17 protein-coding genes are annotated in these 17,987 nt (G+C 65.8%); 6 read left to right on the top strand and 11 right to left on the bottom strand.

The window, feature by feature from the left end; all coding sequences use genetic code 11:
• Positions 1 to 669 precede the first annotated feature (669 nt).
• From RND78_RS06230 to ureC, 5 genes are all read left to right on the top strand, one after another.
• Positions 670 to 1,509, top strand: a complete 840-nt coding sequence (locus RND78_RS06230) for an urease accessory protein UreD (RefSeq protein WP_312726897.1) — start codon at positions 670 to 672, stop codon at positions 1,507 to 1,509.
• 84 nt (positions 1,510 to 1,593) lie between these two features.
• Positions 1,594 to 1,896 carry an urease subunit gamma gene (gene ureA / locus RND78_RS06235; RefSeq protein ID WP_007162996.1) on the top strand — a complete coding sequence of 101 codons (303 nt, stop codon included), beginning with the start codon at positions 1,594 to 1,596 and terminating at the stop codon, positions 1,894 to 1,896.
• 9 nt (positions 1,897 to 1,905) lie between these two features.
• Positions 1,906 to 2,415 carry an N-acetyltransferase family protein gene (locus RND78_RS06240; protein ID WP_312726898.1) on the top strand — a complete coding sequence of 170 codons (510 nt, stop codon included), beginning with the start codon at positions 1,906 to 1,908 and terminating at the stop codon, positions 2,413 to 2,415.
• Entirely contained in the window at positions 2,412 to 2,717 is a 306-nt protein-coding gene (locus RND78_RS06245) for an urease subunit beta (protein WP_064307547.1), read from the top strand. Before RND78_RS06240 ends, RND78_RS06245 begins: the two co-directional genes overlap by 4 nt.
• A gap of 143 nt (positions 2,718 to 2,860) precedes the next feature.
• A complete protein-coding gene (ureC, locus tag RND78_RS06250) occupies positions 2,861 to 4,561 on the top strand; it encodes an urease subunit alpha (RefSeq protein ID WP_312726901.1) in 1,701 nt (566 codons plus the stop codon).
• 80 nt (positions 4,562 to 4,641) lie between these two features.
• Here the strand turns inward: ureC and RND78_RS06255 are convergent, their stop codons facing one another.
• The 4 genes from RND78_RS06255 to RND78_RS06270 form a co-directional block, all read right to left on the bottom strand.
• A complete protein-coding gene (locus RND78_RS06255; RefSeq protein ID WP_312726902.1) occupies positions 4,642 to 5,463 on the bottom strand; it encodes a M48 family metallopeptidase in 822 nt (273 codons plus the stop codon).
• Positions 5,464 to 5,541: 78 nt separating this feature from the next.
• On the bottom strand, positions 5,542 to 6,159 hold the full coding sequence (locus RND78_RS06260) for an SOS response-associated peptidase (RefSeq protein ID WP_312726903.1): 618 nt from the start codon (positions 6,157 to 6,159) through the stop codon (positions 5,542 to 5,544).
• A 170-nt stretch (positions 6,160 to 6,329) separates the two neighbouring features.
• A complete protein-coding gene (locus RND78_RS06265) occupies positions 6,330 to 6,590 on the bottom strand; it encodes a putative signal transducing protein (protein ID WP_312726904.1) in 261 nt (86 codons plus the stop codon).
• Positions 6,590 to 6,772 (bottom strand): CPXCG motif-containing cysteine-rich protein, encoded by a 183-nt coding sequence (locus RND78_RS06270; RefSeq protein WP_312726905.1) that lies wholly within the window; start codon positions 6,770 to 6,772, stop codon positions 6,590 to 6,592. Before RND78_RS06270 ends, RND78_RS06265 begins: the two co-directional genes overlap by 1 nt.
• Positions 6,773 to 6,879: 107 nt before the next feature.
• Between RND78_RS06270 and RND78_RS06275 the strand changes: the two genes are divergently transcribed.
• The gene (locus RND78_RS06275; RefSeq protein WP_312726906.1) at positions 6,880 to 8,040 is read left to right on the top strand and encodes a 1-acyl-sn-glycerol-3-phosphate acyltransferase; all 1,161 of its coding nucleotides are present in this window, start codon (positions 6,880 to 6,882) and stop codon (positions 8,038 to 8,040) included.
• Positions 8,041 to 8,099: 59 nt separating this feature from the next.
• Here the strand turns inward: RND78_RS06275 and RND78_RS06280 are convergent, their stop codons facing one another.
• From RND78_RS06280 to RND78_RS06310, 7 genes are all read right to left on the bottom strand, one after another.
• On the bottom strand, positions 8,100 to 8,687 hold the full coding sequence (locus RND78_RS06280) for a YajG family lipoprotein (RefSeq protein ID WP_312726907.1): 588 nt from the start codon (positions 8,685 to 8,687) through the stop codon (positions 8,100 to 8,102).
• A gap of 118 nt (positions 8,688 to 8,805) precedes the next feature.
• A complete protein-coding gene (gene adeC, locus RND78_RS06285) occupies positions 8,806 to 10,305 on the bottom strand; it encodes an AdeC/AdeK/OprM family multidrug efflux complex outer membrane factor (protein ID WP_312726908.1) in 1,500 nt (499 codons plus the stop codon).
• A gap of 1 nt (position 10,306) precedes the next feature.
• A complete protein-coding gene (locus RND78_RS06290; RefSeq protein ID WP_312726909.1) occupies positions 10,307 to 13,444 on the bottom strand; it encodes an efflux RND transporter permease subunit in 3,138 nt (1,045 codons plus the stop codon).
• A gap of 12 nt (positions 13,445 to 13,456) precedes the next feature.
• Positions 13,457 to 14,650, bottom strand: a complete 1,194-nt coding sequence (locus RND78_RS06295) for an efflux RND transporter periplasmic adaptor subunit (protein ID WP_312726910.1) — start codon at positions 14,648 to 14,650, stop codon at positions 13,457 to 13,459.
• Between the two features lie 349 nt (positions 14,651 to 14,999).
• Positions 15,000 to 15,578, bottom strand: a complete 579-nt coding sequence (locus tag RND78_RS06300) for a YceI family protein (RefSeq protein ID WP_059229815.1) — start codon at positions 15,576 to 15,578, stop codon at positions 15,000 to 15,002.
• Positions 15,579 to 15,614: 36 nt separating this feature from the next.
• Entirely contained in the window at positions 15,615 to 16,169 is a 555-nt protein-coding gene (locus RND78_RS06305; protein WP_312726911.1) for a cytochrome b, read from the bottom strand.
• A gap of 173 nt (positions 16,170 to 16,342) precedes the next feature.
• Positions 16,343 to 17,932 (bottom strand): flavin monoamine oxidase family protein, encoded by a 1,590-nt coding sequence (locus RND78_RS06310; RefSeq protein ID WP_312726912.1) that lies wholly within the window; start codon positions 17,930 to 17,932, stop codon positions 16,343 to 16,345.
• Positions 17,933 to 17,987: the final 55 nt, after the last annotated feature.

Here is a 17,987-nt window from a genome sequence, read left to right on the forward strand (position 1 = left end):
CTCGGCCTCACTGACGGGGACGGGGCGCCAGCCTGAGAGTTCGGTGTTCACAGGATTTGTAGCCTGGAAAACCGCAGTGTTTTCCGCTATGCGAAGTGCTGAACATGGTGGACAAGGCTTCGCCGTTGTCCACGCTACGGACGGTTACGGCTCTTCAACCGAAACTTTCAGGCTAGCGAGTCGCTCCGTTCAGGAGGGCTCACGCCAGCGCCGTGCAGGGGTCGAGCCGCATGGAGGCGGCGAGAGGTCCAGCGGGCCATGGACGGCCCGTCTGGACCGACCCCGGAACGGCGCTGGCGTGAGCGGACCCGCAGCGTAGCGGAGGGCCGGATGACCGGGGCAAGCGTTTTTGCTTACTTTTTTCGCGACTGAAAAAAGTGAGTCGCCCGGGTGGGCGAAACAAAAACCATCAAAGCACTCGATAATCAGCTAAGGCACCTAATATCAACTGCGACTTGTTGGACTTCGCTGCGCTCAACACCAACCTACCGAACAGCCAAAAGCAACTCGCCCAGGTGAGCGAAACGAAAACCCGCCGAACAACTGGTAATCAACCAGGACACCCAACAACAATCCAAACACCAACACCCACCCAATCCCATCCACCCGGTCAGATTCTTGCAAGGCCAACCCAAACCGCCCCAACCAGAACAACGAAACCACCCCACGATGACCTCCGCCCTGCCCCCTGCCCTCTTCACCCCGGCCTGGCTGGCGCGCCTGGAGCTGGCCTATGCCCGCCAGGGTGACTGGACCCGCCCCACCACCCGCCGCCACCTCGGCCCCTTGCGGGTGCAGAAGCACCTCCACGCCGAAGGCCCCGAGGTCTGCCAGCACATCCTGGTGCACCCGCCAGGCGGCATCGCCGGCGGTGATCGGCTGGACATCGAGGTCAGCGTCGGCAAGACAGCCTGGGCCCAGCTCACCAGCCCGGGGGCAGCCAAGTGGTATCGCGCCGGCAGCGCAGCGCACCAACAGATCGAGCTACGCGTCGCCGCTGGCGCCACCCTGGAATGGCTGCCCCAGGAGACCATCGTCTTCTCCGGCGCCCAGGCCCATCTCGCCACCCGCATCGAGCTGGAAGGTGACGCCCGCCTCTGCTACTGGGACATCGTCGCCCTGGGTCGTCCGGCCAGTGCCGAGCGCTTCACCGAGGGCCTGTTCCAGGCGCACCTGGACATCCGTCGCGACGGTACTCCACTGTGGCACGAACGCCAGCGTCTCATCGGTGCGGATCGCCTGCTGGACTCGCCCATCGGCCTCGCCGGTCAACCAGTGTTCGCCACCCTGCTGATCACCGGCACCCTGGACGCCGACACCCTGGAACGCTGCCGCGCGCTCACCCTGCCGGTACGCGGTGACCTGACCCAGTTGCCCGGCCTGGTGGTCGCCCGCTGCCTGGCCGCCGAATCGCTGCAGGCCCGCGCCTGGCTGATCGAAGTCTGGCGCCTGCTGCGCCCGGCCCTGCTCGGCCGCGTAGCCATGCCACCGCGGATCTGGAGCACCTGAGGCCGCAACGCTCTTGTAGGAGCGGCCCGTGGCCGCGATGATCGACCGACTTCCCTTGACCGAACCTGCCAAACCGGAACACCCATGGACCTGACGCCCCGCGAAAAAGACAAGCTGCTCATCTTCACCGCCGGCCTGGTGGCCGAGCGCCGCCTGGCGCGCGGTGTGAAGCTCAACTACCCGGAAGCCATGGCGCTGATCTCCGCCGCCCTGCTCGAAGGCGCCCGCGACGGGCGCACCGTGGCCGAGTTGATGCACTACGGCACCACCCTGCTGACCCGCGACCAGGTGATGGAAGGCGTCCCGGAAATGATCCCGGAGATCCAGGTGGAGGCCACCTTCCCCGACGGCACCAAGCTGGTCACCGTCCACCAGCCCATCGCCTAGGGAGGCCACATGAGCCTGATCGTCCGCGACGCCACGCCCGCCGACCTGCCGGCGGTCCTGGCCATCTACAACGATGCCGTGGCCAACACCACGGCGATCTGGAACGACAACCTCGTCGACCTGGCCAACCGCCAGGCCTGGTTCGACCTGCGCGCCGACCAGGGTTACCCCATCCTGGTGGCCGAGAACGCCGAAGGCGAGGTAGTGGGCTACGCCGCCTTCGGCGACTGGCGGCCCTTCGATGGCTTTCGCCACACCGTCGAGCACTCGGTCTACGTACGCAACGACCAGCGCGGCCAGGGCATCGGCCCGCGGCTGATGACGGTGCTCATCGAACGCGCCCGCGCCTGCGACAAGCACGTGATGGTGGCCGCCATCGAGAGCGGCAACCTGGCCTCCATCCGCCTGCACGAACGCCTGGGCTTCCTCACCACCGGGCAGATGCCCCAGGTCGGCACCAAGTTCGGTCGCTGGCTGGACCTCACCTTCATGCAACTCATGCTGGAGCAACGCCCATGATCCCCGGCGAATACCAGATCCAGGACGGCGACATCGAACTCAACGCCGGCCGCCGCACCTTGAGCCTCACCGTCGCCAACAGCGGCGACCGGCCGATCCAGGTGGGTTCCCACTACCACTTCCACGAGACCAACGACGCCCTGCTGTTCGATCGCGCCCTGGCCCGCGGCATGCGCCTGAACATCGCCGCCGGCACCGCCGTACGCTTCGAGCCAGGGCAGAGCCGCGAGGTGGAACTGGTGGAGCTGGCAGGCCTGCGTACCGTCTACGGCTTCGCCGGGCGGGTGATGGGCAAGTTGTAGGGGCGGGCCCCTCACCCCAACCCTCTCCCAGGGGGAGAGGGGGCTCGAGAACAGATACCGTGCCACTCGCTCTTCCCCCTCTCCCTCCGGGAGAGGGCCGGGGAGAGGGCAAACCGGACCACCCTTATTCGGGATTCACACCTATGAAAATCTCCCGCCAAGCCTATGCCGACATGTTCGGCCCCACCACCGGCGACCGGGTGCGCCTGGCCGATACCGATCTCTGGATCGAGGTCGAGCAGGACCACACCGTCTATGGCGAAGAAGTGAAATTCGGTGGCGGCAAGGTCATCCGCGACGGCATGGGCCAGAGCCAGCTACTCGCCGCCGAGGTGGTGGATACCGTCATCACCAATGCCCTGATCGTCGATCACTGGGGCATCGTCAAGGCCGACGTCGGGCTCAAGAACGGTCGCATCCATGCCATCGGCAAGGCCGGCAACCCGGATATCCAGCCCGGTGTCAGCGTGCCCATCGGCGCCGCCACCGAGGTCATCGCCGGCGAGGGCATGATCCTCACCGCCGGTGGCATCGACTCCCACATCCACTTCATCTGCCCGCAGCAGATCGAAGAGGCGCTCATGAGCGGCACCACCACCATGATCGGTGGCGGCACCGGGCCGGCCACCGGCACCTATGCCACCACCGTGACCCCCGGTCCCTGGCACATGGCGCAGATGCTCAAGGCCGCCGACGCCTTCCCGATGAACATCGGCTTCACCGGCAAGGGCAACGCCAGCCTGCCCGGGCCGCTGGAAGAACAGGTTCGCGCCGGCGCCATCGGCTTGAAACTGCACGAGGACTGGGGCACCACCCCCGCCGCCATCGACAACTGCCTGGCGGTGGCCGATCGCTTCGACATCCAGGTGGCCATCCACACCGACACCCTCAACGAATCCGGCTTCGTCGAGACCACCCTGGGTGCCTTCAAGGGCCGCACCATCCACACCTACCACACCGAGGGTGCCGGTGGCGGCCACGCGCCGGACATCATCAAGGCCTGCGGCTTCCCCAACGTGCTGCCCAGCTCCACCAACCCGACGCGGCCCTTCACCAAGAACACCATCGACGAGCACCTGGACATGCTCATGGTCTGCCACCACCTGGACCCGAGCATCGCCGAGGACGTGGCCTTCGCCGAGAGTCGCATCCGCCGCGAGACCATCGCCGCCGAGGACATCCTCCACGACCTCGGCGCCTTCGCCATGATCAGCTCCGACAGCCAGGCCATGGGCCGCGTCGGCGAGGTCATCACCCGCACCTGGCAGACCGCCGACAAGATGAAGAAGCAGCGCGGCCCGCTGCCTGAGGATGGCGCCGGCAACGACAACTTCCGGGTCAAGCGCTACATCGCCAAGTACACCATCAACCCGGCCATCACCCACGGCATCAGCCACGAGGTGGGCTCCATCGAGGTGGGCAAGTTCGCCGACCTGGTGCTCTGGCGCCCGGCCTTCTTCGGCGTCAAGCCGACGCTGATCCTCAAGGGTGGCGCCATCGCCGCGAGCCTGATGGGCGACGCCAACGCCTCTATCCCCACCCCTCAGCCGGTGCACTACCGCCCCATGTTCGGCAGCTACGCCGGCATGCTCCACGACACCAGCCTGACCTTCATCAGCCAGGCGGCCTTCGAGGCCGGGGTGCCCGAGCAACTGGGGCTGAAGAAGCGCATCGGGGTGGTGAAAGGCTGCCGCACCGCGCAGAAGAGCGACCTCATCCACAACGACTACCTACCGACCATCGAGGTCGATCCGCAGAACTACCAGGTCAAGGCCGACGGCCAGTTGCTCTGGTGCGAACCGGCCGAGGTGCTGCCCATGGCGCAGCGATACTTCCTGTTCTAGGAACAGGCACCCAACCAGCACCCTCTCCCCTGGGAGAGGGTTGGGGTGAGAAAGCGACAGCCGTCGAGACCTGGCCCGAATCAGCCCTTCTTCGCTGCCTCGTAGAGCGGCATCACCTTGGGAATCGCCGCCTGCAGCGCCTTGGTGCGGCTGGCGTCGGAGGGGTGGGTGCTGAGGAATTCAGCCGGCTGGTTGCCCTGGCTGGCCTGGGCCATCTTCTGCCAAAGGGTGAGAGCCGCATTGGGGTTGTAGCCCGCACGGGCGGCCAGTTCCAGGCCGATGAGGTCGGCCTCGTTCTCGTTGCCACGGCTGAACGGCAGGGTCAGGGCTACCTGGGAGACCTGGTCGGCCAGCTGCATGCCGCCCTGGCCGACTCCCAGCAGGGCGCCGCCGAGGTTCTCGCCCATCTGGATGGCATAGGCCCGCGACATCTGCTCGCGGCTGTGTTCGCGCAGGGCGTGGGCGATCTCGTGGCCCATCACCGCCGCCAGTTCGTCGTCGGTGAGCTTGAGCTGGTCGATGAGGCCGCTGTAGACGAAGATCTTGCCGCCCGGACCGCAGTTGGCGTTGAGTTCGTCGCTCTGCACCAGGTTGACCTGCCAGTCCCAGTTCACCGCGTCCGGGCGGAAGGCCGCGGTCTGCGGGATGAGTCGCTTGGCAATGGCGGCGACGCGCTTGCCATCCGCCGTGTCGTTGGCCAGCTTGCCCGCCACCTTGGCTTCGTTGACCGTCTTGGCATAGGACTGGGCGTACATCTGATTGACTTGTTGCTCGGACAGCATGCTGAACATGTACTGCTTGCGCTGCACCCCCACCGTGCCACTCGAAGTGGTGTTGACGGACTGGCAGGCGACCAGCAGCAGGCTCAAGGACAGGCCCGCGAGGGGAAGGATACGGCGCATGGGAATCTCCAGGTATCGAGGCGGATACATGGTAGGTGCAGCCTGGCGAAGGGGCAACGAGGAAAGCGGCAACCCTTGTTACAGCGGTGTTAGGCACTCCGGCCCGTCCACCTCGGGTCGGTTGACGATGTCGGCCAGCACCCGCTCGCGCAACGGCATGCCGCCCGCCGCCAGCAACGCCTGCAGGGCCTCGGGCGGACTCTCCGGATCGAGCCAGAGGGCGCGCCCCGCCTCGTCCAGCAGGATCGGCCGGCGCAGCGGTCCGGCCGGCTGGGTGACCATGGCCGTCGACAGCCAGACCTGATCACCGGCCGGATAGGCTTCCCAGAGGGCAGCGAACCAGGCCAGGGGTTCGCCGTTGAGCATCCAGTAGGGCCGCTTGCGATGATTGCCGCGCCATTCGTAGAAGCCATTGGCCGGCAGCAGGCAGCGGCGCAGGCGAAAGGCCTCGCGGAACATCGGCTGGGTGGCCAGACTCTCGGCGCGGGCATGGGTAGGGGTGCGGGAGAAATCGGTGAGCCAGGGCGGCGTCAGTCCCCAGCGACCGCTGTCGACCCGCTCGCCCTCCGCCGTGCGGCGCTGCAGCAGCACCTGCTGGTGGGGCGAGATGTTCCAGCGCGGCGGATGCCGGTCAGGAAACCCTGGCAGGGCGGCGAATTCGGCGGGCCAACGGAACAGGGCGTAGCGTCCGGACATGAAAACCTTTCAAGGTTCTATGCGAAAAGTCGCCGAGCGAAGGTCAGGCGAGGCGAAAAAGGCTGAGGAAGCGGAGTTTACAAGTAGTAAATGAGCATTACGACCGGGCTGGCGTTCCAGGCGTTTTTCAACGAAGCATCACCGATGCGCAGGCACTTTTCGTGCAGAACCTAACAGAGGAGGATGCCCTGCTCCGGCGACGTATCTTCTCCCGGCAGGGGCGTGGCGGCATTGTACGCGGCGATCAGCGCTTGCGCGCGCGAGGCCTGCTCATCCTCGACCAGCAGGCCGAGCAATCCCACCGCGGGCAGGTCGCCGATGGCACCCAGCAGGTGGCGACCGGCGAGAAAGCCGTCGATGCCTTCGCTGGCCAGCACCGCCAGCAGCAACTCGGCCTCGTGCAGCGAGGCCGGCTCGTAGATGCGCCGCATCAGTCATCCTCCCGCCGGACCTCGAGGGTCCAGTCGGCGCCATCGGTATGCAGGCCGAAGCGGATCGGTCGACAGCAGACGGCGCAGTCCTCGTAGTAGTCCTGGTCGCCACCGCTGAGGTCCAGCACCACCTCGCCCGGCTCGCCGCAGTAGGGGCAATCGTATTCCTGGCTTTCCAGCATCTATTCCGCTCTCCCTTCGCCGCCACTGGCGCCCATCCGGCCCCTGGCGCTTGCATCTGGCGTCACGCGCTCTACTATGGCCGCCGGAATTTCTACAAGAGAACACCATGGGCGAGTTCGAAGCCATTCGACCCTATAACGACGCGGAAGTCCCCGGGGTTCTGGCCCGCCTGATCGACGACGACCACTTCATCTCCATCCTGGCCGGTTATCGCTTCCCGCGCCTGTCCAAGGGACTCGGCTGGGTGGTGCGCCCGCTGCTGCGCACCCGCCTACGCCAGGAGCTGGGCGACATCCGAAGCGTAGCCGCGCTGCAGGACAAGCTCGAACCCTATGTGGATCGCGCCATCGAGAAGGCCTCGGACGGCGTCACCTATTCCGGCATCGACCAGTTGCGCAGCGGTCGCGCCTATCTGTTCCTGGCCAACCATCGTGACATCGTGATGGACCCGGCCTTCGTCAACTATGCCGTCTACCACGCCGGTCTGCCGACGCCGCGCATCGCCATCGGCGACAACCTGCTGCAGAAGCCGTTCGTCAGCGACCTGATGCGGCTGAACAAGAGCTTCATCGTACACCGCTCCATCAGCGGGCGGCGCGAGAAGCTGGCGGCGTACCAGCAGCTGTCCGCCTACATCAATCATTCGATCCGCCAGGACGGCCAGTCCATCTGGATCGCCCAGGCCGAAGGCCGGGCCAAGGACGGCGACGACCGCACCGATTCGGCCATCCTCAAGATGTTCCACATGAGCTGCAAGGACGAGCCCTTCGCCGAGCTGGTCAAGGCGCTGAACATCGTGCCGGTATCCATCAGCTACGAGTTCGATCCCTGCGACCAGGCCAAGGCCCGCGAGCTGCACATCCGCGCCACCACTGGCAGCTACACCAAGGCGCCGGGCGAGGACGACGTCAGCATCGCCCGGGGCATCACCGGCTACAAGGGCCGGGTGCACGTGGCCTTCGGCGAGCCGGTCAGCGGCGCCTTCGAGGATGCCAAGGCCCTGGCCCAGGAGATGGATCGGCAGATCCTCGGCAACTACCGGCTGTTCCCGGCCAGCTACCTGGCCTATGCCGCGTGGGACGGCCAGGATCCGACGCTCGCCGTGCCCGCCATCGAGACGCTGTTCGCGGCCGAGGAAATCGAAGCCGCCCGCGCCGAATGGGAGCGCCGCCTGGCCGAGTGCCCGGCGGAGTACCGCGCGCAGCTGGTACGCCAGTACGCCCAGCCGGTGCTGAACAAATACCGCGTCCAGGCCGGCCTGGAATAGGGGTCATCCGCCCATGAAAAAGCCCGGCCAATGCCGGGCTTTTTCATGGGTGACAGGCCTCAGTGGCCGCTGAGCACCTGGACCACGGTCGGGTCCTTGAACACCCGGGTCAAGGCATCGCTCAGCACATCGCTGACCAGCTTGGTGTTGGCCTCGGCATTGGGCGCCATGCCGAAACGCTGGTTCAAGCTGGCGCCGTAGCGGCCCTTGTAGCCGCGCTGGCTGTTGCGCACCTCGACCTGGAAGGTGGCGGCGACGTCGGAGGCGGTGACGTAAAGCTCCTTGGGCGACTGGTAGTTCAGCTCGGCCAGGGTCAGGGTCAGCTGGGGCGCGCCAGGACCGGCATTGGGCGACGGGGTGAAGCCCATCTGGCGGATCGCCTTCTCGGCCTCGGCCTGCAGCTTGGGAATCACGTCCTGGCTCTGCACCACCACCACGCTGGTGTCGGGATAGAGACCGCCACGGGTACCCAGGGTGAAGGAGGAACGCCCGTCGACCACCCGGACCGAGACCGGCTGGCCCTGGCCGACCGGGGCGATGGGCGCGGTGATCTGGGGTTGCGGACTCAATTGCTGGGGGCTGCTGGCACAACCGACCAGGGTCAGACCAGTGGCGGCGAGCAGGCCGAGCAACAGGCGATAGCGCATGCAGAGACTCCGGAAGAAAGGGACAGCGGGCAGTATACCCAGCGCCCCGGCGGCGTCGATAGAGAGGGGGGTGGACAAAGAAACGCCGGCACGAGGCCGGCGTTTCGCAAACCAGGCGCTACGGCTTGGCCGCCAAGGGCGGCCGCGTCTGGCTGCGTTCCAGCCAGCCACCGCCGAGGGCCTTGTACAGGGTGACCCCGCTGTTGAGCTGGTTGAGCCGGTCGGTGATCAGCTGCTGCTGGGCGCTGTATAGCGAGCGCTGGGCGTCGAGCACCGTGAGGTAGTTGTCGATCCCCTGGCGATAGCGCAGGTTGGCCAGGTCGTAGTACTCCTGGCTGGCCTGCACCAGGTCCTGCTGGGCCTGTAGCTGGTCGTCGTAGGTGCCTTTTGCCGCCAGGGCATCGGCCACTTCACGGAAGGCGGTCTGGATCGACTTCTCGTAGGTGGCGACGTTGATGTCCTTCTGGATCTTGGCCGCATCCAGGCTGGCCTTGAGGCTACCCGCGTTGAAGATCGGGATGTTGATGCTCGGCGAGAAGGTCCAGTAGCCGGAGCCGGCGTCGAACAAGCCGTTCAGGTCACGACTGGCCGTGCCGCCTTGGGCAGTCAGGCTGATGCTCGGAAAGAAGGCCGCCCGCGCTGCGCCGATGTTGGCGTTGGCCGCGCGCAGTTGCAGTTCGGACTGGAGGATGTCCGGACGTTTCTGCAGCAGGTCCGACGGCAAATTGGCCGGCAGGTCGGCGAGCAGATCGGTCCCATCCAGGCCCTTGCCCTGCGGCAGGTCCGCCGGGATCGAGGTGCCCAGCAACAGGGCCAGGGCATTGCGATCCTGGGCCACCTGGCGGGTGTACTGGGCCAGGTTCGCCCGCGCCCCTTCCAGCGCGGTACGCGACTGGCGCAGGTCCAGACCGCTGGCCACGCCGTTCTCCACGGTCTGGCGGGTCAGGTCGTAGGAGCGCTGGTAGGCGTCCAGGGTATCCCGGGTCAGCTGCAGCATGCGCTGGTCGGTGAGCCAGGCGTAATAGGCGTTGGCCACTTCCGAGACCAGCGAGATCTGGGTACTGCGACGTCCTTCGCTGGTGGCGAAGTAGTTCAGCAGCGCCTGCTCGCTGAGGCTGCGCAGGCGACCGAACAGGTCCAGTTCATAGGAGGTGAAGCCCAGGGTAACGCTGTACTGGCTGCTGATGCTGCCACCACCGCCACCCCCGGCGTTGCCGCCATTGCCCGCCAGCAGTTGCTGGATGGCAGCGGTCTGGCTCAGGTCTTCCGGCGTCCGGGTTCGGGTACCAGTACCCGTCACCCCGATGTCGGGAAACAGCTCGGCGCGCTGCACCCGGTACTGCGCCTGGTAGAGCCGCACGTTCAGCGCGGCCTGGCGCAGGTCGCGGTTGTTGTCCAGCGACAGTTGGATCAGCCGCTGCAGCGCCGGATCGCGATAGAAATCGCGCCAGCCGATGTCGGCCGCCTGCTGGTCGCGGTTGACCGTCAGGGCATCGTAGGCCTGGCCGTGGGGCCAGGCATTCTCCACCGGCGCATTGGGCCGCTGGTAATCGGGGATCAGGCTGCAGCCGGAAACGGCCAGCATGCCCACGACCACCGCCAAGACAGACTTCTTCATATCAGTGTCCTTCGTTGCCATGGGCTTCCTGCTCCTTGGTGGCCTTGTCCTTGAACAGGCCGCTGACCACCACGTAGAACATGGGAATCCAGAAGATCGCCAGCACCGTGGCGGTGAGCATGCCGCCGATCACACCGGTACCCACGGCGTGCTGGCTACCGGAGCTCGCGCCCGAGGAGATCGCCAGGGGCACCACGCCCAGGATGAAGGCCATGGAAGTCATGATGATCGGCCGCAAGCGCATGCGCGAGGCCTCCACCGCCGCATCGACGATGTTCTTGCCGCCCTCGTGCAGCTCCTTGGCGAATTCCACGATCAGGATGGCGTTCTTCGCTGCCAGGCCGATGGTCGTCAACAGACCGACCTGGAAGAAGACGTCGTTGGCCAGCCCGCGGAAATAGGTGGCCAGCAAGGCCCCTACCACCCCCAGCGGCACCACCAGGATGACCGCGATCGGGATCGACCAGCTCTCGTACAGCGCCGCCAGGCAGAGGAACACCACCAGCAGCGACAGGGCATAGAGCGCCGGTGCCTGGGAGCCCGACAGGCGCTCCTCGTAGGACAGGCCGGTCCAGGCGACACCCACGCCCTGTGGCAGGTCCTTGGCCATGCGCTCGATCTCGGCCATGGCGTCACCGGTACTGTAGCCGGGCGCCGCGGAACCCAGGATCTCCACCGAGGAGATGCCGTTGTAGCGTTCCAGCTTGGGCGAGCCATAGACCCACTCGCCGCGGGCGAAGGCCGATACCGGCACCATCTCGCCGGCGCTGTTGCGCACGTACCATTTGCTGAAGTCCTCGGGATTCATCCGCGCGCTGGCGTCGCCCTGCAGGTACACCTTCTTCACCCGACCACGGTCGATGAAGTCGTTGACGTAGCTGGACGCCCAGCCGATAGACAGCGTCTGGTTGACGTCGCTCTGCGACAGGCCCAGGGCGCGCACCTTCTCGTCGTCGACGATGAGCTTGTATTGCGGCTCGTCGTTGAGGCCGTTGGGGCGGGTCTGCATCAGCTTGGGATTCTGCGCGGCCATGCCGAGCAGCTGGTTGCGCGCGGCCATCAGCGCCTCGTGGCCGATGCCGCCCTGGTCCTGCAGGTAGAAGTCGAAGCCGGTGGCGTTGCCCAGCTCCAGTACCGCCGGCGGGACGATGGCATAGACGATGGCGTCCTTGATGCCCGACAGGTAGCCCATGGCGCGACCGGCCACGGCGCTAGCCCCGTCCCTGGCGTCCGGGCGATCTTCCCAGGGCTTGAGCTGGATGAAGGCCAAGCCCGAACTCTGGCCACGACCGGCGAAGTTGAAGCCGTTGACCGTGAACATCGAGCTGATCGCACTCGAGTCGTTCTTCATCATCATCTCGCGCATGGTGTCGAGCACCTTCTGCGTCCGCTCGGCACTGGAGCCCGGCGGCGTGGTGACCTGGGCGAAGATCACGCCCTGGTCCTCTTCCGGCAGGAAGGACGACTGGATGCGGGTGAAGAGGAACACCATGACGCCGACGATCAGCACGTACAGCAGCAGGAAGGGCACCTTGTGGCGGATCACCGCGGCCACACTGCGCTCGTAGCGGTGCTGGCCGTTCTCGAACTTGCGGTTGAACCAGCCGAAGAAACCGCGCTTCTCGTGATGACCCTGCTTGACCGGCTTGAGCAGGGTGGCGCACAGCGCCGGGGTCAGGATCAGGGCCACCAGTACCGAGAGCACCATCGAGGAGACGATGGTGATGGAGAACTGGCGATAGATCACCCCGGTGGAGCCGCCGAAGAAGGCCATGGGCACGAATACCGCCGACAGCACCAGGGCGATACCCACCAGGGCGCCCTGGATCTGGCCCATGGACTTGCGGGTGGCCTCCTTGGGCGAAAGTCCCTCCTCGGCCATCACCCGCTCGACGTTTTCCACCACCACGATGGCGTCGTCCACCAGCAAGCCGATGGCCAGCACCATGCCGAACATGGTCAGGATGTTGATGGTGAAGCCGGCGGCCAGGAGCACCGCGAAGGTACCCAGGAGCACCACGGGTACGGCGATGGTGGGAATCAGGGTGGCCCGGAAGTTCTGCAGGAACAGGAACATCACCAGGAACACCAGCAGAATCGCCTCGCCCAGGGTCTTGACCACCTCATGGATGGAAGCGGTCACCACCGGGGTGGTGTCGTAGGGATAGACCACTTCCATGCCCTGGGGCATGAACGGCTTGAGCCGCTCGATGGTCGCTCGGACCGCCTTGGCGGTGTCCAGGGCGTTGGCGCCCGTGGCCAGGCGCAGGGCCATGCCGGAGGCCGGCTTGCCGTCGAACTGGGCGTCGATGGTGTAGCTCTCGCCGCCCAGTTCGATCCGCGCCACGTCGCGCAGGCGCACCTGGGCCCCGCTCTGGTCCACCTTGAGGAAGATCTTGCCGAATTCCTCCACACTGGTCAGGCGGGTCTTGCCGATGATGGTGGCGTTGAGCTGCTGCCCCGGCACCGCCGGCAGGCCGCCGAGCTGACCGGAGGCGATCTGCACGTTCTGGCTCTGGATGGCGCTGCTGACATCGACCGGGGTGAGCTGGTACTTCACCAGCTTGGCCGGGTCCAGCCAGATGCGCATGGCGTACTGGGCACCGAACACCTGGAAGTCACCCACACCGCTGGTCCGCGCGATGGGATCGCGCATGTTGGAGACGATGTAGTTGGACAGGTCTTCACGGGTCAGGCTGGGGTCGTTCGACACCAGGCCCACCACCATCATGAAGTTGCGCTGGTACTTGGCGACGCGCATGCCCTGCTGCTGGACTTCCTGCGGCAGCAGCGGCGTGGCCAGCTGCAGCTTGTTCTGCACCTGGACCTGGGCGATGTCGGAGTTGGTGCCCTGGTTGAAGGTCACGATGATGGTCATGCTGCCATCGGAGTTGGACTCCGAGGAGATGTACCTGAGGTTGTCGATCCCGTTCATCTGCTGCTCGATGACCTGGACCACGGTGTCCTGCACCGTCTGCGCCGAGGCGCCCGGGTAGCTCACCTGGATCGAGACCGCCGGGGCCGCGATGTTCGGGTACTGGTTGATCGGCAGATTGAGGATCGACAGGATGCCGGCGAGCATGATCACCAGGGCGATCACCCAGGCGAAGATGGGCCGGTCGATGAAGAACTTGGACATCGGGCGCTCCCCTTACTGACCCTGACCCGCCGGCTGCTGCTCGGCGGAGGCGATGTTGCTCGCCGGCTTGGCGGTGACGGCGGCACCGGGCTTGATCTTCTGCAGGCCTTCGGTGATGACCTTGTCACCAGCCTTCAGGCCATCGGTGACCAGCCAGTCGGCACCGACGGTGCGCTCGGTCTTGAGTACCCGCTGCTCGACCTTGCCTTCGCCGTTGACCACCATGGCGGTGGGCTGGCCCTTGAGGTCGCGGGTCACGCCCTGTTGCGGCACCAGCAGCGCATTCTGGCGCACGCCGGACTGCAGCTGGGCACGCACGAACATGCCGGGCAGCAGCAGCTTGTCGGGGTTGGGGAATTCGGCGCGGATAGTCACCGAGCCGGTGCCCTGATCCACCGAGACCTCGGCGAACTTGAGCTTGCCGGCACGGCTGTAGGCGCTGCCGTCTTCCAGCATCAGCTTGACCTCGGCCGCGTTCTCGCCCTGGACGCGCTGCAGCTGGCCGCTGTCCAGTTCGCGGCGCAGGCGTAGCAGGTCGGTGGCGGACTGGGTCACGTCGACATAGATGGGATCGAGCTGGGTGATGCTGGTCAGGGCGGTGGTCTGGTCGGCAGTGACCAGGGCGCCTTCGGTCATCATCGAGCGACCGATACGGCCGGAAATGGGCGCGGCGACCTTGGTGTAGGCCAGGTTGATCTCGGCGTTGCGCAGGGCGGCCTTGGCCGATTCCACCTGGGCTTCGTTCTGCCGCTGCATGGACAGGGCGTCATCGGCTTCCTGCTTGCTGATCGCCTGCTCCTTGACCAGGGCGCCATAGCGCTGGGCCTTGAGCCGGTTGGAAGCCAGGGTCGCCTGGGCCTGGGCCAGGGAGGCCTTGGCGGAATTGACGTTGGCTTCGTAGGTGCGCGGATCGATCTGATAGAGCTGTTGGCCGGCCTTGACGTCGGCCCCTTCGGTGAAACTGCGCTTGAGCAGGATGCCGCTGACCTGCGGGCGAACCTCGGCGATACGGAAGGCGGAGGTACGACCGGGGAGTTCGTCGGTCAGGGTCACGGTGCGTGGCTCGATGGTCACCACGCCGACTTCCGGGGGTTTCTGTTGCTGTTGCTGCTGATCCTTGTTCTCCTGCTTGCCGCAGGCACCCAGAGCCAAGGCGAGGGCCAGCAGGGCGGGAGCGAAGAAGGCATGCACCGGCTTGATCTGCATATCTAAAGTCCTTGAAAGCGGGGGAAATGAGCATGCGCAGCGCGCCTTGTGGATCCGCACCGGCTCGAGCATAGGAATAATTATCAGACCAATATAAATACATTCACGAGTGTTTGTAAATAACCCAAGCGCTCTGCTCGGGTATCCCGCCAGGGCGGTCCGACTGCTTGTGAGGACGATTGAATCCCGCAAGGATGGCCCCCTGCGACCGATCTGGCTAGCAGACCATGGCGCCCGGGCCGAGTTCTGAGGCGCGAACGGCCCGACCATAGCGGCGCCGGGGAAAACGACCACCTACAAAAATGCCGGACGAATCCGGCATTTTTGGTTACAACTTGAGGGCGTCCCGTTACTGGCGCACGCCTTCGAAGGAGAGCATGAACTCCACTTCCTGGGACTTCGGACCGAGGTCCTTCTGGATGTTGAAGTCCTTGAGCTTGAGGGTGGTGGTGCCCTCGAAGCCGGCGCGGTAGCCGCCCCACGGGTCCTTGCCCTCGCCCATGAAGTGGGCCTTGATGGTGATCGGCTTGGTCACGCCGTTCAGGGTCAGGTTGCCGGTGACGTCGGCAGTGCCGTCGCCCGTGGGGGTGACCTTGGTCGACTCGAAGCTGGCCTGGGGATGGGCGGCGACGTTGAGGAAGTCAGCGCTGCGCAGGTGCTTGTCACGCTCGGCGTGGTTGGTGTCGACGCTGTCGGTGTTGATGGTCACCTTGACCTTGTCGGCGGACGGGTCCTTGGCATCGAAGCTGAAGTTGCCGTCGAAGTCCTTGAAGGTGCCGTACAGCCAGCTGTAGCCCAGGTGCTGGATACGGAACTGGATGAAGGCGTGCTGGCCTTGCTTGTCGATCTTGTAGTCGGCGGCCATGGCTTGGCCGGCGCCCAGCAGAGCGGTGCCCAGGGCCAGGGCGGCGAAGGTTTTCTTCAGCATTGGATGAAGCTCCATGTGGTTGTTGGAAGCGGAGGATCAGGAAGGGTTGTGCACGCGCCCGAGCATACGCACCAGGGTGCCATCGCGGTCGACGAAGTGATGCTTGAGGGCGGCCAGCACGTGCAGACCGGCGAGGACGATCAACGTCCAGGCGAACCAAAGGTGGATATTGCCGGCGGTGTCGGCCTGATCCGGCAACCCGCTCAGGGTCGCCGGGACCTTGAACCAGCCGAAGACATCGATGGCCACGCCATCGGCGGTGGAGATCAGGTAGCCGGCCACCATGACGGTGAGCATCAGCCCATAGAGCAGGAAGTGGCCGATGCCCGCGGCACGGCGCACCAGGGGGCTGCCCTCCACCGGCGGCGGCGGACTGACCAGGCGCCAGAGCAGGCGCAGCACCAGGGCGATCAACAGCAGTATGCCGGCGCTCTTATGCAGTTCGGGGGCGGTGTGATACCAGGTGTCGTAGTAGTCCAGGGTACGCATCCACAGGCCGGAGGCGAACATGGCGATGATCGCCAGGGCCATGACCCAATGCAGAACCAGACTGACCAGACCGTAACGAAGGCCGTCGTTGCGCCAGTGCATCGCTTTTCTCTCCTGAAAAAGCCTTGCCTAAGCCTAGCTGCAAACGTATCGATGGAAAGCGGAAAAAGTATCTAATCAATATCGAAGGAATCGATGGATCGACGGATGCGCCAGCGTGCCTGCCGATCCAGCACAGGCGCTGCAGGGGTGCAGCGCCTGTGCCCTGGCCGGGATCAGAACGACCAGTGGAACAGCTTCCAGAAGAAGCCGTGCTCGCTGCTGTCCTTGGCCAGCGCGGCGTCGGCGGGCTTGGGTGCGGCAGCCGGGGTGGCCTGTGCCTTGGCGCTGGCAACCACCGGGACCACGGCCTTGCCGGCCTTGAGGTCGCGGACCTGCCCCGCCGCGCGCTGCCCACTGGCCAGGGCGCCTTCCAGGGTGCCCGGATGCAGCGGATCGGTATGCTCGCCGGCGAAGATCACCCGGCCCGTGGGCTTTTCCCACAGTCGCCAGTAACGGGTGATCTGCCCCGGACCGTAGGCCAGGTAGGCACCACCCACGCCCGGATCGCGGCTGTAGCGGCGCACTTCGTAGCCGGAGAAGGCACCCCGTGCCTTGGGATAGATGGCATGGAAGCGGATCAGCACCTGGTCGACCATCTGTTTGTCGCCGAAGGCCTGCACCAACCGCGCGCTGTCACCGGCCAGGTTGACCAGCACGTTGGCACCGCCCTTGACGTCCGGCTCCACCCACAGCATGCCCAGGCCCTGGTCGCTGTAGATCTCGCCGCTCATGCGCGACTTGCTGTCCCACACCGGGGTCCTGAACTTGAGCAGGATCTGGTCGCGCCAGCCGTAGGTGGTGCCCTTGATGGCCGCCTGCTGGGTGGCGTCCAGCGCCGGGGTCATCTGCACTTGGCCGAGGGCGCGCAACGGCACCGCCATCACCACGTAGTCGGCCTTGTAGCCGGTGGCGCCGGCCTTGACCGTGACGCCGTCCGGCGCCTGGACGATGCTCGACACCTTGCTGTCGGTCTTGATCGTCCTGATCTGCTTGACGAAGGCCTGGGCCAGGACGTCGCTGCCACCGGGCAGGCGGGCGGCGCGCAGGTCCTTGTCGTCGACACCGCGATAGACGCGGGTCTGCTGGGCCAGATAGAGCAGCGACAGCCGCGAAGGCTCGTCGTAGCGGGTGCGGATGCGCTGGTTGATCAGCTGGCGGGCCACCGGCGGCAGGTTCTGCTTGTCCAGCCAGGTGGCGGCGTTGATCTGGTCGAGGGCATGCAGGGTTGGGGTGGCGGTCGGCTGCAGCGGATCGCTGATGGCGGCGGCCAGGTCGTCCAGGGACTTGTCGACACGCTTGAGGGCATCGGCCACGGCCGGCATCTTCTGCGCCAGGTCGTCCTGGGAATAATACTGGCCTTCGATCAGGTAGCCCGGGGTGCGCACGAAGGACGGCGCGTCGACGGTCTTGAGCTTGAAGGTATCCAGGTAGTGATTGAGTACCGGCTGGGCCTTGGTGTCGCCGATCCATTCGCTGGAGGCCAGGCCCGAGCGACCGCCAACGCGGGGGCCGGCTTCCAGCAGGGTCACGTTCCAGCCGGCCTGCTGCAGTTCATAGGCCGAGGCCAGGCCAGCCAGGCCGGCGCCGACTACGATCGCCGAGGGGCCACTGGGCGCGGCGGGGGCAGCGGCGGCCTTTTCCGGTGCCTTGTGCACTTCTTTATGGGCGTCCTTGTGCGCCTTCTCGGCAGCACCTGCGCTCAGGCTGGTGGCGAATACGCCGGCTGCCAAGCAGACGGTAAAACCTGTCCAACGCGACGACATCTTCTCTAGACTCCTGGGACCGGGAAACGGCGGTGGCGCAGCATACGCGAGCGGC

The organism is Pseudomonas oryzihabitans, assembly GCF_032027545.1.
GTDB classification, from domain to species: domain Bacteria; phylum Pseudomonadota; class Gammaproteobacteria; order Pseudomonadales; family Pseudomonadaceae; genus Chryseomonas; species Chryseomonas oryzihabitans_F.

Excerpts from the sequence above, each read along its gene's own strand:
- RND78_RS06230 (WP_312726897.1), top strand. The coding sequence starts at position 670 with ATGACCTCCGCCCTGCCCCCTGCCCTCTTCACCCCGGCCTGGCTGGCG.
- ureA (WP_007162996.1), top strand. The coding sequence starts at position 1,594 with ATGGACCTGACGCCCCGCGAAAAAGACAAGCTGCTCATCTTCACCGCC.
- RND78_RS06240 (WP_312726898.1), top strand. The coding sequence starts at position 1,906 with ATGAGCCTGATCGTCCGCGACGCCACGCCCGCCGACCTGCCGGCGGTC.
- RND78_RS06245 (WP_064307547.1), top strand. The coding sequence starts at position 2,412 with ATGATCCCCGGCGAATACCAGATCCAGGACGGCGACATCGAACTCAAC.
- ureC (WP_312726901.1), top strand. The coding sequence starts at position 2,861 with ATGAAAATCTCCCGCCAAGCCTATGCCGACATGTTCGGCCCCACCACC.
- RND78_RS06255 (WP_312726902.1), bottom strand. The coding sequence starts at position 5,463 with ATGCGCCGTATCCTTCCCCTCGCGGGCCTGTCCTTGAGCCTGCTGCTG.
- RND78_RS06260 (WP_312726903.1), bottom strand. The coding sequence starts at position 6,159 with ATGTCCGGACGCTACGCCCTGTTCCGTTGGCCCGCCGAATTCGCCGCC.
- RND78_RS06265 (WP_312726904.1), bottom strand. The coding sequence starts at position 6,590 with ATGCGGCGCATCTACGAGCCGGCCTCGCTGCACGAGGCCGAGTTGCTG.
- RND78_RS06270 (WP_312726905.1), bottom strand. The coding sequence starts at position 6,772 with ATGCTGGAAAGCCAGGAATACGATTGCCCCTACTGCGGCGAGCCGGGC.
- RND78_RS06275 (WP_312726906.1), top strand. The coding sequence starts at position 6,880 with ATGGGCGAGTTCGAAGCCATTCGACCCTATAACGACGCGGAAGTCCCC.
- RND78_RS06280 (WP_312726907.1), bottom strand. The coding sequence starts at position 8,687 with ATGCGCTATCGCCTGTTGCTCGGCCTGCTCGCCGCCACTGGTCTGACC.
- adeC (WP_312726908.1), bottom strand. The coding sequence starts at position 10,305 with ATGAAGAAGTCTGTCTTGGCGGTGGTCGTGGGCATGCTGGCCGTTTCC.
- RND78_RS06290 (WP_312726909.1), bottom strand. The coding sequence starts at position 13,444 with ATGTCCAAGTTCTTCATCGACCGGCCCATCTTCGCCTGGGTGATCGCC.
- RND78_RS06295 (WP_312726910.1), bottom strand. The coding sequence starts at position 14,650 with ATGCAGATCAAGCCGGTGCATGCCTTCTTCGCTCCCGCCCTGCTGGCC.
- RND78_RS06300 (WP_059229815.1), bottom strand. The coding sequence starts at position 15,578 with ATGCTGAAGAAAACCTTCGCCGCCCTGGCCCTGGGCACCGCTCTGCTG.
- RND78_RS06305 (WP_312726911.1), bottom strand. The coding sequence starts at position 16,169 with ATGCACTGGCGCAACGACGGCCTTCGTTACGGTCTGGTCAGTCTGGTT.
- RND78_RS06310 (WP_312726912.1), bottom strand. The coding sequence starts at position 17,932 with ATGTCGTCGCGTTGGACAGGTTTTACCGTCTGCTTGGCAGCCGGCGTA.